At 65.1% G+C, this 13,319-nt stretch carries 14 protein-coding genes; 6 read left to right on the top strand and 8 right to left on the bottom strand.

Annotated features, from left to right (window positions below):
• Nucleotides 1-120: 120 nt before the first annotated feature.
• Nucleotides 121-765 (top strand): TIGR03086 family metal-binding protein, encoded by a 645-nt coding sequence (locus R2770_16515; protein MEZ5282064.1) that lies wholly within the window; start codon nucleotides 121-123, stop codon nucleotides 763-765.
• On the opposite strand, the gene R2770_16510 is transcribed toward R2770_16515, so the two are convergent.
• The 4 genes from R2770_16510 to R2770_16495 form a co-directional block, all read right to left on the bottom strand.
• On the bottom strand, nucleotides 762-1,838 hold the full coding sequence (locus R2770_16510; GenBank protein ID MEZ5282063.1) for an alpha/beta fold hydrolase: 1,077 nt from the start codon (nucleotides 1,836-1,838) through the stop codon (nucleotides 762-764). The genes R2770_16515 and R2770_16510 overlap by 4 nt on opposite strands.
• A complete protein-coding gene (locus R2770_16505; protein ID MEZ5282062.1) occupies nucleotides 1,831-2,151 on the bottom strand; it encodes a hypothetical protein in 321 nt (106 codons plus the stop codon). The genes R2770_16510 and R2770_16505 overlap by 8 nt, the downstream gene beginning before the upstream one ends.
• A 68-nt stretch (nucleotides 2,152-2,219) precedes the next feature.
• Nucleotides 2,220-2,891, bottom strand: coding sequence for an ABC transporter ATP-binding protein (locus R2770_16500; GenBank protein MEZ5282061.1), 672 nt, complete (start codon nucleotides 2,889-2,891; stop codon nucleotides 2,220-2,222).
• Nucleotides 2,888-4,546 carry a hypothetical protein gene (locus R2770_16495; protein ID MEZ5282060.1) on the bottom strand — a complete coding sequence of 553 codons (1,659 nt, stop codon included), beginning with the start codon at nucleotides 4,544-4,546 and terminating at the stop codon, nucleotides 2,888-2,890. The genes R2770_16500 and R2770_16495 overlap by 4 nt, the downstream gene beginning before the upstream one ends.
• 64 nt (nucleotides 4,547-4,610) lie before the next feature.
• Between R2770_16495 and R2770_16490 the strand changes: the two genes are divergently transcribed.
• The gene (locus R2770_16490; GenBank protein ID MEZ5282059.1) at nucleotides 4,611-5,543 is read left to right on the top strand and encodes a phosphotransferase; all 933 of its coding nucleotides are present in this window, start codon (nucleotides 4,611-4,613) and stop codon (nucleotides 5,541-5,543) included.
• 10 nt (nucleotides 5,544-5,553) lie between these two features.
• Nucleotides 5,554-5,958, top strand: coding sequence for a nitroreductase/quinone reductase family protein (locus tag R2770_16485; GenBank protein ID MEZ5282058.1), 405 nt, complete (start codon nucleotides 5,554-5,556; stop codon nucleotides 5,956-5,958).
• Here R2770_16485 and R2770_16480 read toward each other — a convergent pair.
• Entirely contained in the window at nucleotides 5,955-6,761 is an 807-nt protein-coding gene (locus R2770_16480) for a DUF4386 domain-containing protein (GenBank protein ID MEZ5282057.1), read from the bottom strand. The genes R2770_16485 and R2770_16480 overlap by 4 nt on opposite strands.
• A 52-nt stretch (nucleotides 6,762-6,813) precedes the next feature.
• The gene (locus R2770_16475) at nucleotides 6,814-7,860 is read right to left on the bottom strand and encodes an NAD(P)-dependent alcohol dehydrogenase (GenBank protein ID MEZ5282056.1); all 1,047 of its coding nucleotides are present in this window, start codon (nucleotides 7,858-7,860) and stop codon (nucleotides 6,814-6,816) included.
• Nucleotides 7,861-7,926: 66 nt separating this feature from the next.
• On the opposite strand from R2770_16475, the gene R2770_16470 reads away from it, so the two are divergent.
• Genes R2770_16470 through R2770_16460 form a run of 3 tightly spaced genes read left to right on the top strand, consistent with a single transcriptional unit; the run spans nucleotide 7,927 to nucleotide 9,487 of the window.
• Nucleotides 7,927-8,637, top strand: a complete 711-nt coding sequence (locus tag R2770_16470) for a TetR/AcrR family transcriptional regulator C-terminal domain-containing protein (protein ID MEZ5282055.1) — start codon at nucleotides 7,927-7,929, stop codon at nucleotides 8,635-8,637.
• 18 nt (nucleotides 8,638-8,655) lie between these two features.
• Nucleotides 8,656-8,937, top strand: a complete 282-nt coding sequence (locus tag R2770_16465) for an acylphosphatase (GenBank protein ID MEZ5282054.1) — start codon at nucleotides 8,656-8,658, stop codon at nucleotides 8,935-8,937.
• 10 nt (nucleotides 8,938-8,947) lie between these two features.
• Entirely contained in the window at nucleotides 8,948-9,487 is a 540-nt protein-coding gene (locus R2770_16460) for a GNAT family N-acetyltransferase (GenBank protein MEZ5282053.1), read from the top strand.
• 16 nt (nucleotides 9,488-9,503) lie between these two features.
• On the opposite strand, the gene R2770_16455 is transcribed toward R2770_16460, so the two are convergent.
• On the bottom strand, nucleotides 9,504-10,487 hold the full coding sequence (locus R2770_16455) for an RDD family protein (GenBank protein MEZ5282052.1): 984 nt from the start codon (nucleotides 10,485-10,487) through the stop codon (nucleotides 9,504-9,506).
• Between the two features lie 41 nt (nucleotides 10,488-10,528).
• Nucleotides 10,529-13,210 carry a bifunctional acetate--CoA ligase family protein/GNAT family N-acetyltransferase gene (locus tag R2770_16450; GenBank protein MEZ5282051.1) on the bottom strand — a complete coding sequence of 894 codons (2,682 nt, stop codon included), beginning with the start codon at nucleotides 13,208-13,210 and terminating at the stop codon, nucleotides 10,529-10,531.
• Between the last annotated feature and the right edge of the window lie 109 nt (nucleotides 13,211-13,319).

The following is a 13,319-nucleotide window of genomic DNA, read 5'->3' as shown; positions in this document are numbered from 1 at the left end:
CAGCACAAGAAGTAGTGAGGTGACATCGGAGGGTGAAATCCGTCCGTTCGCGAACGGAAATCAGGACCGAGTCTGGAAAGAGGCCATGCCATGGACACTTTGATTCAGCACCATGGCGGCATGAACGCACAAACGATCCCTGAACACCGAGGCGACACTGATCCCCGAGTCCTCATCGGTCGCGCCGTCGAAACCGCCGGCTCCGTAATCGGCGCAGTTCGACCCGATCAGTTGGACTCACCGACGCCGTGCACAGAGATGGACGTCCGCGCCATGCTGGGCCATCTCGTCGGCGTCATCGACCGCATCGCTGCCCTGGGGCGAGGGGAAGACCCCTTTTCCGTGGTGGAGGTCTCTGCCCCTAACGATGACTGGTCCCAAGCCTGGAAGGCGTCGGCGCGCAGCCTCGTCGATGCCTGGCAGGACGATGCCGTGCTCGACCAGCCGATGGAGCTGCCCTGGATCCAGGGCGATGGCGCCAAGGTGCTCTCTTCGTATTACTCCGAGCTGACCGTTCACACGTGGGACCTGGCCGTGGCAACTGGCCAGCGGCCGGTCTGGGACGATGACGTGGTGTCAGCGGCTCTGGAAACCGGCAGCTTTCTCCCCGCCGAGAATCGGTTGGCCCTGTTCGAGGAGATCTCCGCAGCAATGGGCCTCGACGAGGTGGGGGTGCCGTTCGCCGATGCGATCCAGACGTCTGATGATGCTCCGGCCATCGACCGCCTGGTCGCCTGGAACGGTCGCGACCCCGGCTGGGGCTAGCTGTGCTGGTCGATCCAGTCGACCATGGCCGGTACGCCCTTCTTGTGAGCAGTGCGACCGATGAACAGCCCGACATGCCCGGCGCTCAGCTCGAGGTCGGTCACATCGTCAGAGCCGAGCAACCCGCTGAGGGGCCGGGTTGCGTCGGCGGGCACGATGTGATCCTTGGTCCCGAAGACGTTCAGGAACGGAACCTCGATGTCGTTCAGCGATACCCGTCGCCCGGCCAGCTCGAGCTTGTCGGTCATGAACCCGTTGTCCTTGGCGAGCATCTGGGTCGTCTGGCGAAACGCGCGGCCGGCGAAGGGAATCTGATCGTTGCCCCACATGGTCATGGCGTTGTGAGCGGCCACGTAGTCGTCATTCCACAGGTTGGCCAGCAGGTTCATGTTCGCCGACAGCTCTGCCATGGGCGTCAGGGACCGAATGGCGTCGCCGATGACGTTGCCGGGAACATTGCCCGATTCGTCGGTGACCAGATCGGGGTCGAAGTTGCCGCTTCCGGCTCGAAGCTGCGCCGGCATCTTGTTGTTGTCGACCGGGGTCGCCAGAGCGATCAGGGTGTTGATGGGGTCGTTGGGGTGTGCGGCGGCGTACAACAGGGCCAAGACACCGCCAAAGCAATAGCCGAGCACGTTCGCGTTGTCGGCGCCGCTGAGGTTTGTGGCAAACCGAACGATCTCGGGCAGGTACTGATCGCTATAGGTCTCGAGGCCGTTGTCGGCATCGGCAGCGTCTGGGATGCCCCACTCGACCAGGTACACGTCGAGGCCCCTGTCGAGGAGCACCTCGACCACCGAGTTGCCAGGAACCAGATCGAAGATGTAGCTGCGGTTGACCAGGCTGTGAACCAGGATCAGTGGTGGGCCGCCCCGCCGCTTGTCGCTGCGATAGCGCCACAACTCGACCTTGTCGCGCTGCCACACCGTGTCCTTGGGAGTGCTGGCCAGCGGCGGTCGGTCCATCCGGGCGTAGTGCAGCAGCCCGTTGCGGAACCCCTTGACCGTTCGGGTTGCAGACGTCGACATGCGCTCGACGAGGTCGGCCACCGGGTCCTTCGAGCCCTCACTCATCTTCGTCACCCTTCTGGTCGAGGCCATCGATCTTGGCTTCGAATTCGTCCAGCCGCTTGTTCAAGAGCCTGATCTGGCGTTCGAGACCGGCGATCTGGTTGGAGACATCTCTGACGTCTGTACCCGAAGGCAGGTTCACAGCGTGAAGCTGTCGCTTGATGAAGGTGGCTACGTCGTCTCGGGCACGCTTTTGAACCGCCCGGCCCAAAGTGATCGCTTCGATCACATCGGGGTTGGCAAGCGCCTTTTGCAGCGGGGGAGCCACCTGCTCTTCGACAGCGTCGTATGTCTTCTTCCAGATGGGCGGTTCCATGAGGAAAGCCTAGTGCTGGCGTACTGGGGCGCGCTCGGCCGACCGACCCGGAGACTCGAGACTGCCGGTCAGGCCGCGGCGCCGGTGTCGCTGACGAGTTCGCCCTCGGCGAGCGTTATGACACGATCGAACGCGTGCATCACAGCGTCGTCGTGGGTGGCGACGATGACCGTGCCACCACCCGCCTTGACCTGGGCCAACAGGTCGAGCAGCGTCTGCTTGCCCTTCGCGTCGAGACCCGAGAACGGCTCGTCGATCAGCAGCAGCCGATACGGGCGGCAAACCGCAACGGTCAGGCCGGCCTTCTGGCGAAGTCCGCGGCTGAAGTCGGTCGGCAGATCGTCGATTCGCTTCTCGAGCCCGAAGGCCTCCAACAGTGCGTCGGTGTGCTGCTCGGCGGGCGTGGTTCCGTGAAGTCGGCTCAGGTATTCGAGGTGCTCGCCCAGGCTCAGGTCGTCGTAGAAAACCGGGGTGTCGGGCACGTACGAGACCGTGGCGCGAGATTCTTCGTCGCCGGCCGGTCCACCGGTTATGGCCACCCAGCCTTCGGTGGCCTCGATGAGTCCGGCTATGAGCGAAAGCAATGTCGATTTGCCAGAGCCGTTGTGTCCAACCAGTGCCACCGTCTCGCCGAAGCCGATCTCGAGGTCGATCGGGCCCAGGGCGCGGGTGGATCCATAGTCCTTCGTGAGTGCATGGCACTCGAGAAGCGGGCGGGGTCGACGCTTTGGTTCGTTCACCGCGGGGATCCTCCCTTGGCCTGCGCTGAGGCCTCTTCCATCGACTCCATGATCGAATCTCTCATGCGAATCCAGCCCAGCATCGCCGAGGCGACGATGAGCACTATCACCGCGATGGGCCGGGCCGCGTCGAGGGTCGAATCGCCGCGCTCGAGGGCTCGCTGAGCCACGATGACGGGCAGGGCGCCGCTGCCCGCCAGCACGACTGGCCACACGATCCGGAACAGGGCGGCCGAGCCGGCGATCTCGTCAGGCATGAACAGGCCGTTGCTCGCATCGCCGGCGTCGACGCGTTTGGTGCTGATGGCTCCGCCTGCGACCGCGACTCCGGCTGCGGGCAGAGATGCCAATGCCATGACGGCCAGTAAGTCGACCGAAGCTGCCGTCGCCGCGGAGACTGCGGCCACGATCAGCATCCACACCGTCATCGCTCCGGTGGCGACCAGAAGATGCTGGAACAAGACCGACGCGCTCTCGACCGGAGCACCGTTCAAGAACGACATGTGGTCGATCTCCTGGCTGAACGGCTCGACCATCTCCAAGGAAGCCAGGTAAGAGACAGCGACATAACCGAACGCCAGGGCGGGTGTTCCCTTCCAGGCCCCGGCCATTGCCAGCCCTGCGACCGTCGCCAGGGCCACGACCCGAACGATTCGTTGAATCGGCCACCGCAGGTAGCTGCAGAGGTCGCGGTACAGCACGGGCACTCTGGCGACCAGGCCATTCGGCGAGACACGTACATAGGGTCGCCCCCGCGGCCGCTCGAACCCGAGCTGGCGCCTGAGAAGGATCAACGATCGGATGTCTTGTTGGGCCAGTGCGAAGCGAACCTGGCGGATGAGCTTGGACCGTCGCGATGCTCGCTCGATCGAGAGGCCCCCGATGGCGAAGGCCCCGTAGGTCGCCAACCCGAAGGCAACGATCGGGGCAGCCAGAGCCCACCAGGTGAACTCGACCGGCCACAACGCCATCTGGCCGACCAGCGTGGTGGGAGCCGTAGAGGTGTGGTTGACGACGTCGACGGTCGCCCAAACCACCAGCGCACCCGCCCCGAAACTTCCAACCCAAGCCCGACGTCGCAAGACGGGCAACGATGCCGCCACCAACGCCATGCCGGCCGCTGCGGTCATGATGGTCAGACCGATCAGGGTGCCGCTGCCCAGCCAGGCCAGCGCCGAGCCGGGCAGGCGTCGCTGCACTAATTCGCCGGCCAGCAGCCCCGCCGCGGCCCCAAGCAAGGCAGCTGTGGCCAGCAGACGCAGAACCGCATTGCGGAGGGCAACCCTGCGTGCGATGGGGGTCATCAGAACGTGTTGAAGCTCGGCGGGGTCGAGCGCCAGCGGCCCTCCGCTGGTGCCCGAGCGCACTCCGGCCATCAGAGCCACGGCAGCTCCGAGGCCCAACCACGAAGGGGCGTAGGTCTCGATCCACGAGATTCCGGCCTCACCCGCGGGCGAGCCGTCGATGAAGCCGAGGGCGAGGTAGAAGCCGTAGAGGGCGAACAGCAGGGTCACATAGGCGCGGTACAGGACGTCTCCGACCTTGATGCTGCCCCGGTGCCGCAGGCGTACCAGTGCGCGCAGCTCGGAAAGCGCCCGGACCGGTTGAGAGGGGTCTGTCGGAGTCTTATCGCCAGGCGACTCGTCTTCACGCACTTGCACAACCCTACGTGCTCGTTGTGAGGTCAAAGGGCGCGGCGGTCTGTAAGGATCGACGGTCGTGAGCCAGCCGATCCACGATGACGAGCCCGACACCGGCGAGGCGGTGGTGCGTGCCCTGTTGGCTGCCGATCTTCCCCATCTGGCGAATGCCCCCGTCGAGTACCTGCAAACCTCGGGCACCGACAACGCCATGTGGCGCGTCGTCGTGGAGGGATCGTCCGATCTCGTCGTTCGGTTGCCCCGACGTTCGGGGGCAGCCGGCCAACTGACCCGCGAGGCGGCAGTGATGCAACAGCTGCGAGGGTCCGAGCTGGCCGACGTTGTTGCGGTACCGGCTGTCGTTCATGTCGGTGACCCGCAGCCGGCCTTCGGTCATCCGTGGGCTGTGTATGAGTGGCTCGATGGCGACGACGCCTGGTCGGCACGCGATGGGCTCGACCTCGAACAGCTGGCCGTCGACATCAGCCAAACGGTGGCGCGCATGCGCCATCTGAGGGTCAGCGGCGTGAGACAGCGTCGGCGGGGAGAGCGAGGTGGGCCCATCGAGGCGGTGCTGGAAAGGCTCGACAGGTGGTTGACCGACCCAGCCTGGAACGCCCGGGCCCTTATCGACGTCGACGCCGTTGCCGCCATCGCCGCCCAGGCGGTTGGTCTGCCCGACGCCGAGCCGGTGTTTGTCCATGGCGATCTGATTCCCGGAAACCTTCTGGTGCTCGATGGGCGCCTGTCGGCCGTCATCGACTGGGGCGGGGCCGGTTATGGAGACCCGGCTCAAGATCTGGCTCCGGCATGGTCGGTGCTGGACGGACCCGGCCGCCAGATCTTCCGCCGTCTCGTCGAGGCAGACGACCAGGCATGGATCCGTGGTCGCACGATCGAGCTGGAGCACGCGGTTGGTGCGGTTCTGTACTACGTGCCCAGGGGCCATCAGCTCGGCGACGTGATGGAGCGAACGCTGGGGCGGATCATCGAAGACGCATCCGGGGCTTAGGGTTCATGCCGTGGCCGATATCGAAGACGAACGGGTACGCAACGCTCTGGCGACCGACCTCACCATCGACATCATCACCACCGGTGCCCGCAGCGGCCTGCCCCGTGAGACCGAGATCTGGTTCACGCGGGTCGACGGCGAGATCTACATCTGCGGAACCCCGGCCGAGGACGGGGGAGTGGGCCCCAGATTCCCCCGTGACTGGCTGGCGAACATGAAGGCGCACCCGGAGTTCATCTTCCGCCTGAAAGAGTCGGTGGTCGCCGAGCTGCCGGCACGGGCGGTGATCGTCACCGATGCGCAGGAGCGCCGCCGGGTGTACTCGGCGCCGGAAGCCGGGTGGTACCTCGAGCAGACCGGCTCGCTCGATCGGCTGGTGGCCGACGCCCCTCTGGTCAGGGTCGAGTTCGTCTAGGCGCCGGTCGGCTGTTGTGTCGGCAGCGGGGTTGAAGGCTTGTTCGAGCGTGCCTTGGACAGCAACCACAGGCCGACCCAGCCCTCGCCGATCATCGAAGGTATTGCAACCATGGCCAGGAATGCGCCCGAGTAGGCCTCGTAGTTGGGCATCGCTGCGTTGGCGATGGTGTCGATCACGTAGGTGACTCCGGCGATGGCGACGATGACGCCCATCAGCCGCGAGCCGAGTCCGGTGCGGATGATCATCGAGCCCAACAGCACCAGGTGCAAACCGAAGGCGACCAGCCCGATCAGCCACAAGGCGTCGAACGATTCGAGCGCTGCCGTGACCTGAAGCTCGGCCTGTGCCCTGCCGAGTGTGGCCACGCGCGTGGGGTCATCGACGATGTGCAGGACTTCGAAGAACTCCATGACCGCAACGCCCAGGAACACGGTGTAGCCAAGTCGAGCCCACGCAGCCAGAAGCGACAGGTCGGGGTCGTGGTCTCGAAACACGACGTGCAGCGCCCACGCCACTGCAATGTCGATGACGAACACGGCCAGGAACGCGACCAGCCCCAGGCGAAACAGCCCGGTCGAAGATGCGATGTTGTCGAACGTCGCCGAGGGGTCGTCGGTGACGACCATCGACTCGAGGACCAAGAAGTTGGCGAAGATCGCAAGCGCGAACAGCAGCACATAGCCCACTCCGGCGATCAGGGCCGCCGTCTTGGGACTGGTGGTGCGTCGGGCGGTCAGCGTCGGCCTGGATGCGGTTGTGGCGGCTGCCGACACGGCGGGGTCGATGGTCATGGTGGTCATGGTGAATCTCCTGGTGGCTACGAACTGGTGGGTACGAGCTGGTGGTGTCGCCCTAGCCCCGGGGCCTCACGACGATGGCGGCCTTGCCCTTCAGGCGACCGCTGGCCAGGTCATCGACGGCGCGGGGCGTCTCGTCGAGTGCGTAGGTGCGGTCGAGAACAGGCACCACTGCAGCCGACGACATCAGATCGGCCAGACGGTCGATCCAGCGGTGGCTCTCTTGGCTGATGAACATGGCCAGCCGCTGCTTGATGAAGGGCGACATTGCCGCAGCTCGCATCTGGCGGCCGACACCGCCGGTGAAGCGGTTGCCATCCTCTCCGCCGACGAACACGAGGGTTCCGCGCGGGGCCAGCGCCCTGCGCAGGCGGCGGGTCGGGTTTCGGCCGCCTGCGTCGACGATGACGTCGAAGCGTCGGCTGCCATCGAGGTACGACGAACCGGCTTCGCCACCGTCGTAGGCGATGAACTCGGCGCCGAGGTCGCGAACGACATCGGCCTTGGCGGCGCTGGCCACTCCGGTGACGTCGGCGCCCAGCGCCCTGGCGATCTGCACTGCGTAGCTTCCGACGCCGCCGGAGGCTCCAATGACCAGAACCGACTGGCCAGCCTCGACGCCGGCGACTTCGGTCAGGGCCTGCAGAGCGGTGATACCCGAAATGGCTGCAACGGCAGCGCTTTCGAACGAGACGTTCTCGGGCTTGTGGCTGAGCTTCGCTTCGTCCGCGGCGACGTACTGGGCGTAGGCGCCCGAAGCGATTCCGAATACCTCGTCGCCGACCGCGACACGGGTCACCGAGTCACCGGTTGCGACGACACGGCCCGAAACATCCATGCCAGGCACTGGGTTCTTGGGTTTGGTCAGGCCGTAGCCCGCCAGACGAACCAGGTAGGGCAGCCCGGTCATCAGGTGCCACACCCCTCGGTCGACGCCCGCTGCGTGGACCTCTATGAGGACCTGCTGGTCGCCTATCTCGGGCATCGGGATGGTCTCGATGTTGAAGACGTCGGACGATCCGTAGCGCCGCTGGGTCACGGCGGTCATCGCTGCGTCCTTGCCGTCGGTGCTTTCGCTCGGTTGAAGGGCTGTCTTGTCCATCTCGAATCCCCTGATTCGTACTAAGTACTGGTTGCTTGATCGTCAAGATATTGGTACTAAGTACGATTGTCAACCCGAAATCGCCATTGGACGATCGAGGACACCAAGGAGAACCCACCTTTGGCACAGACCAAGAGGCCCCGCCTGAACCGAGAGCGGGTGTTGGCCGGCGCAATAGAGCTGGCCGACCAGATCGGCATCGAGGACCTGACGATTCGCCGACTCGCAGACCACCTCGAAACCAAGCCGATGACGCTGTACCACCACGTGCCGTCGAAGGACGACATAGTCGACGGCATGGTCGACCTCGTCTTCGCCCAGATAGAGCTGCCTCCCGAAGACCTGGCGTGGGATCAGGCCATCCGGGTTCGGTGCGTGTCTGCGCGCCAGGTGCTGAACCGCCATCCATGGGCTCCGCCATTGATGGAATCGCGGACCACGCCCGGGCCCGCGCTGTTGCGACACCACGACGCGGTGATCGGATGCCTTCTGCGTGGCGGGCTTTCGTTCGAACTGGCGGCTCACACCTACGCGGTGATCGACAGCTACCTCTACGGATTCACGATGCAGGAAGCCAACCTGCCCTTCAGCGGAGGCGAGGAGATCGCCGGTCTGGCCGACGAGATCATGGCGGCAATGCCGGTTGGCGAGTATCCGAACCTGGCCGAATTCACCGTCAACGTTGCGCTCAAACCCGGATACAGCTTCGGCAGATCTTTCGAGTTCGGCCTCGACCTGATCCTGGACGGCTTCGTTCGCGCCGCCGCCGCAGGCTGACCGCGGCAAACTGGTCACGTGGAGCACTTAGCACGACGGGTCGTGGTTACAGGGCGGGTTCAGGGTGTCTGGTACCGCGACTCGTGCATGCGACAGGCGACCCGACTGGGCGTCTCTGGTTGGGTTCGCAATCGCCTCGACGGCACGGTCGAGGGCCAATTCGAGGGCCCGGATGCGGCCGTCGAGGCGCTGGTCGCGTGGTGTCGGCGCGGACCTACGCATGCCGACGTCACCGCAGTTGAAGTGACCGACACCATCCCCTCTGGCTCTGAGTCGTTCTTCATAGCCGAGAGCGTCTGAGAGGCCATCGATGCAATTCGAGTTCCGGCGGTTGTCTCGACCCGACTTCGGACAGTTGTCTGACTGGCTGTCCGAGGCGCACGTGCGTCGGTGGTGGAATCACGACCCGTCACCCGTTGCCGTCGAAGACAACTTCGGTCCCACCGCCGATGGCCAGGAACCGGCCGAGGACTACATCGTCGAGTACACGGGTGAGCCCATCGGGGTCATCCAGTTCTGCATGTTCTCGGACTATCCCGAATACGTGGACGAGATGCGTTCGGTGTACCCGGTCGGTGATGGCGATGCATCGATCGACTACTTCATCGGCCGTGCCGACCTGGTGGGCATGGGCATCGGTCGGGCGATGATCGCAGCATTCGCGCAGACCGTATGGGCCACCAAGCCAGCCGTTCAGCGCCTCGTGGTGCCGGTCAACTCGTCCAACGTCGCGTCGTGGAGGGCGCTGTTGTCGGCCGGCTTCGAGCTCGTGGCTCGCGGCGACATGGTTCCCGACAACCCCGTCGATCGGCCGTTGCACGAGATCCTGCAGCTGACCAGGCCGACATAGCCGAGCCCGGAACCGATCAGTCGGCGACTATGTCGGCATCCAAGAGGATGCGCCAGCTGATCAGGCGCATCTCGCCGTTCACCTCGGTGACGGCAAGCCAGATTTCGCCAGGACCGTTTTCGAACTCCGCCTTGTGGCGTATCTCGGCGATGTCGTATGTGCCGGGCAGACCTGTGATTGGCGTGTTGTGCCACTCCCGGTGGTCCAACTGGGTGGCCTCACCCGTAAGGCGCCCCGAATACGACTCGAGCCCGACCAGCGACGACTCGGTCAGCTCTCTCGACACCAGATCGGTCGGCCAACGGTCCATCAACGCATCGGCCGACAGCTCGGGGAAGACCGCCACGACCGTCTCGTCGGCAAACGCCAGGGCACGGTCGACGTCGTAGCTGAACGGTTCGATTCGGCCCAATAGGGAGTCGTCCCTGGCGTTGTGGGCCACGGCTGCAAGGCCGAGAGTCGCAACTGCGACCGCTAGCAGAGCAGCGGTCTGAGGCAGGCCCCACGAATCTTCTCGGGTGCGCCAGACCACATGAGTGTTGGCCACCCGGTCGCCGACGCGCTGGCGATGGGGGCCCGCCACAGCGGCGACGAAGCCGACCAAGTACAGCACCGGAAATCCATCGACGAGACGGAAGAACGTGCGCAACACAACGGCCTTGAACCCCGGCCTGGCGCCGTCGTCGCCCACCACCTTGAGGCCCAGCAGGCCCTTGCCCGGGGTCGTGCCGGTGATGGCTTCAGATGCCAGGTAGTAAGTCATCGAGATCAGAGTTGCCAGAAGCAGGCGCCCGTTGCTGAGCGTCAACATGCCCGCCTGGCCGCCTTCGTCGCGCAACGTGTACGCGACTATCGACAGCGGCACCAGATCGATCAGCGCGGCCAGCGAGCGGCGTTTCATGGGCGCAGGGTCTGGACGCGACGCTGCGTTGGAGGATTCGTCGTCGGCATCGAAGCCGGCAGGTACCGCTGTCTCCAGCAGCTCGTCGTGCATTGTCATGGTCGTGCCTGTCGGCCGAGGCACGACCAACTTGCCGAGGCCTACAACCAGCGCTCGACCAGCACCAAGTCGTGGTCTTCGGGGTCGGGCCTGCGGGTGAAGCCCAAGCTCTCCATCAGGCTCAACATGTGTGTGTTGTTGCGCATGACCGAGCCCTCCATGACGGTCATCCCGTGGTCACGCGCCGCCCCGAACAGTGCCTTCATCAACCTGGTGCCTATGCCTTGTCGCTGCACCTTGTCGCCGACGACGATGGCGAACTCACAGCTGCGACCGTCGGGGTTGATCACATAGCGGGCCACGCCGGCCTGTTCCTGGCGGCCGTCGATTTCGACCATGGCCACCATTGCCATCTCTCGCCGGTAATCGATCTGCGTGAACTGCACCAGCATCTCGGGGCTCAGCTCGTTGAGAGCGCCCATGAACCGGAACATCCTGGCCTCGTCCGACAGCTCGCGCACGAACGTGGCCTCGCTGTCGGCGTCTTCTGGCCTGATCGGGCGAATCGTCAGCACGCTGCCATCCGACAGATGGTCCTCGATAACGAGGTGCCTGGGATAAGGGTGGATGGCGACGTGGTCGTAGTGACCCTCGCGTGCCGGTGGGCGGGCTATACGGATACGGGCATCGACGGCGACCACTCCGTCCGGCCCTGCGAACAGGGGGTTGATGTCCAGCTCGACGATCTCTGGCATCTCACAGACCAGGTCTGACACGCTCATCAGAACGTCTATGACCGCGCTGCGGTCGACTGCAGGACGGTCCCTGAACGCGTCCAGCAGCCTCGACACCTTGGTTCGGTTGATCAGGCGGTCGGTCAGCACGCTGTTCAGCGGGGGCAGGGCTACGGCGCTGTCCTCCAGAACCTCGACCATCGTGCCGCCCGCCCCAAACAGGATCGTGGGGCCGAACACCTGGTCTCGGCTGGCACCCACGACCAGCTCGCGTGCCGCGTTGACCTGGGCCATCTGCTCGACCGTGACCCCCTTGATGCGTGCGTCGGGGCGCTGCTGGGCCACCGAGTCGACGATGTCGCGAAACGCCCGCTTGACCTCGGCGGCATCGCCGATGTTGATGCGTACGCCGCCAACGTCGGACTTGTGGGTGATGTCGGGTGAGTTGATCTTCATGGCCACCGGAAACCCGACGGTCTCGGCCGCGATCAAAGCCTCGGTGGCAGTGCCGGCCTCCATGGTGACGTTGATGGGGATACGAAAGGCCCGCAACAGAGCCTTCGACTCGACGTCGGACAACATCTCGCGATCGTCGACCAGAGCAGACTCGACGATCATCCGTGCACCTTCGAGGTCGGGTGCGTGCTTGTCGGAGAGGGGTCCGGGTGTCTCCAGCGCCAGTCGTCGGTTTCGGTGGTGTTGCGCCAGGTACGAGAACGCCTCGACCGCTCGTTCGGGGGTGATGAAATCGGCTACGCCACTCTTGGAGAACAGCTTTCGACCCTCGGCGACCGCGGCCTCGCCCATCCAACACGCCAGCACGGGTTTGGCCGGGCGCTGGGGCAGTGCATCGATGACCGCCTGTGCGGCCGCTGTCGGGTCTGTCATCGCCTGAGGGGTCAACATGACCAACACGCCGTCGGTGTTCTTGTCGCCATAGCAGGCGCGCACCGCTGCGCCGTATTCGTCTGGGCCGGCGTCGCCCAAGATGTCGACCGGGTTGCCCTTGCTCCAGTAGGGCGGCAAGAACCCGTCGAGGTTGGCGATGGTGTCGTCGGTGAGGTCGGTCAGATGCAGGCCCATGTCGCCGGCACGGTCCGCGGCCAGCACACCGGCACCTCCGCCATTGGTGATGATCGTCAGCCGGTTGCCGTGGGCCCTGGCAGGCGACGACAGGATCTCGGCCGCAGCGAACAGCTGGCCGAACGTCTGGGCCCGAACCGCGCCGGCACGCTCGAGCGCGGCGTCGAACACAGCGTCTGAGCCGATCAGGGCGCCGGTGTGGGTGTGGGCGGCCTTGGAGCTGGCGATGTGGCGTCCTGACTTCAGCACGATCACCGGCTTGAGCCTGGCTGTGGCGCGCAGGGCCGAGATGAAGTCGGGGGCGTGCTTGACGCCCTCGACATAGAGCAGGATCGCGTCGGTCTGCGGGTCGATCGCCAGGAACTGCATGACGTCGCCGAAGTCGATGTCGGTCGAGTTGCCCAGGCTGACGAGCGCCGAGAATCCGAGGTGGTGTGGTCCGGCCCAGTCCGAGATCGCCGAACACAGCGCTCCCGACTGCGATACCAGGGCCAGGCGGCCACGCGGTGTGCCTCCCTTCAGGAAGGTGGCGTTCATGTTGTGGCCCGGACGCACCAGCCCTACACAGTTGGGCCCCATGAACCTGACACCAGCGTGTCTGGCTGCCGACAGCAGGTCGCGCTCGAGTCGCGCTCCGCTGCCATCGCCCTCTCCGAAGCCGGCCGACAGCACGATTGCGTTGTGTATCCCGACCTCGCCGAGATCGCGGATGATGCCAGGAACGGTCGCCGCCGGTGTTGCGATCACGGCCAGGTCGATCTCTTCTGGCACCTCGTGGATGGAGGCATAGCAGGCCCGGCCCGCCAGCTGATCGTGCTTGGGGTTTATCGGGACTATTGGTCCGTCGAAGTCGTCGGCGATGAGGTTGCCGAACACCTGGGCCCCCACGCTCTGCCCCGATTCGGAGGCCCCGAAGACCGCGATCGAGCGGGGGTTCATCAAACGGCTGAGCGGGCTTGCATCCATGATCTCGGGCCTTCTTTTCGGCTACTTCCACCGTACGCCCGGCGAGCCGCCGGGCTCCACGATTCGGGGTGTGACATTCGCCTGGTGCTCCGAACGGCAGCACTACCAT

Source organism: Acidimicrobiales bacterium, from assembly GCA_041394185.1.
Classification (GTDB): Bacteria; Actinomycetota; Acidimicrobiia; order Acidimicrobiales; family Poriferisodalaceae; genus JAAETH01.
Note: the sequence above shows the minus strand (reverse complement) of the source record. Positions and strands in the feature narration are given on the sequence as shown.

What these genes read in the sequence shown, in the direction of transcription:
- R2770_16515 (MEZ5282064.1), top strand. Translation starts at nt 121, where the DNA reads ATGAACGCACAAACGATCCCTGAACACCGAGGCGACACTGATCCCCGA.
- R2770_16510 (MEZ5282063.1), bottom strand. Translation starts at nt 1,838, where the DNA reads ATGAGTGAGGGCTCGAAGGACCCGGTGGCCGACCTCGTCGAGCGCATG.
- R2770_16505 (MEZ5282062.1), bottom strand. Translation starts at nt 2,151, where the DNA reads ATGGAACCGCCCATCTGGAAGAAGACATACGACGCTGTCGAAGAGCAG.
- R2770_16480 (MEZ5282057.1), bottom strand. Translation starts at nt 6,761, where the DNA reads ATGACCACCATGACCATCGACCCCGCCGTGTCGGCAGCCGCCACAACC.
- R2770_16475 (MEZ5282056.1), bottom strand. Translation starts at nt 7,860, where the DNA reads ATGGACAAGACAGCCCTTCAACCGAGCGAAAGCACCGACGGCAAGGAC.
- R2770_16460 (MEZ5282053.1), top strand. Translation starts at nt 8,948, where the DNA reads ATGCAATTCGAGTTCCGGCGGTTGTCTCGACCCGACTTCGGACAGTTG.
- R2770_16455 (MEZ5282052.1), bottom strand. Translation starts at nt 10,487, where the DNA reads ATGACAATGCACGACGAGCTGCTGGAGACAGCGGTACCTGCCGGCTTC.
- R2770_16450 (MEZ5282051.1), bottom strand. Translation starts at nt 13,210, where the DNA reads ATGGATGCAAGCCCGCTCAGCCGTTTGATGAACCCCCGCTCGATCGCG.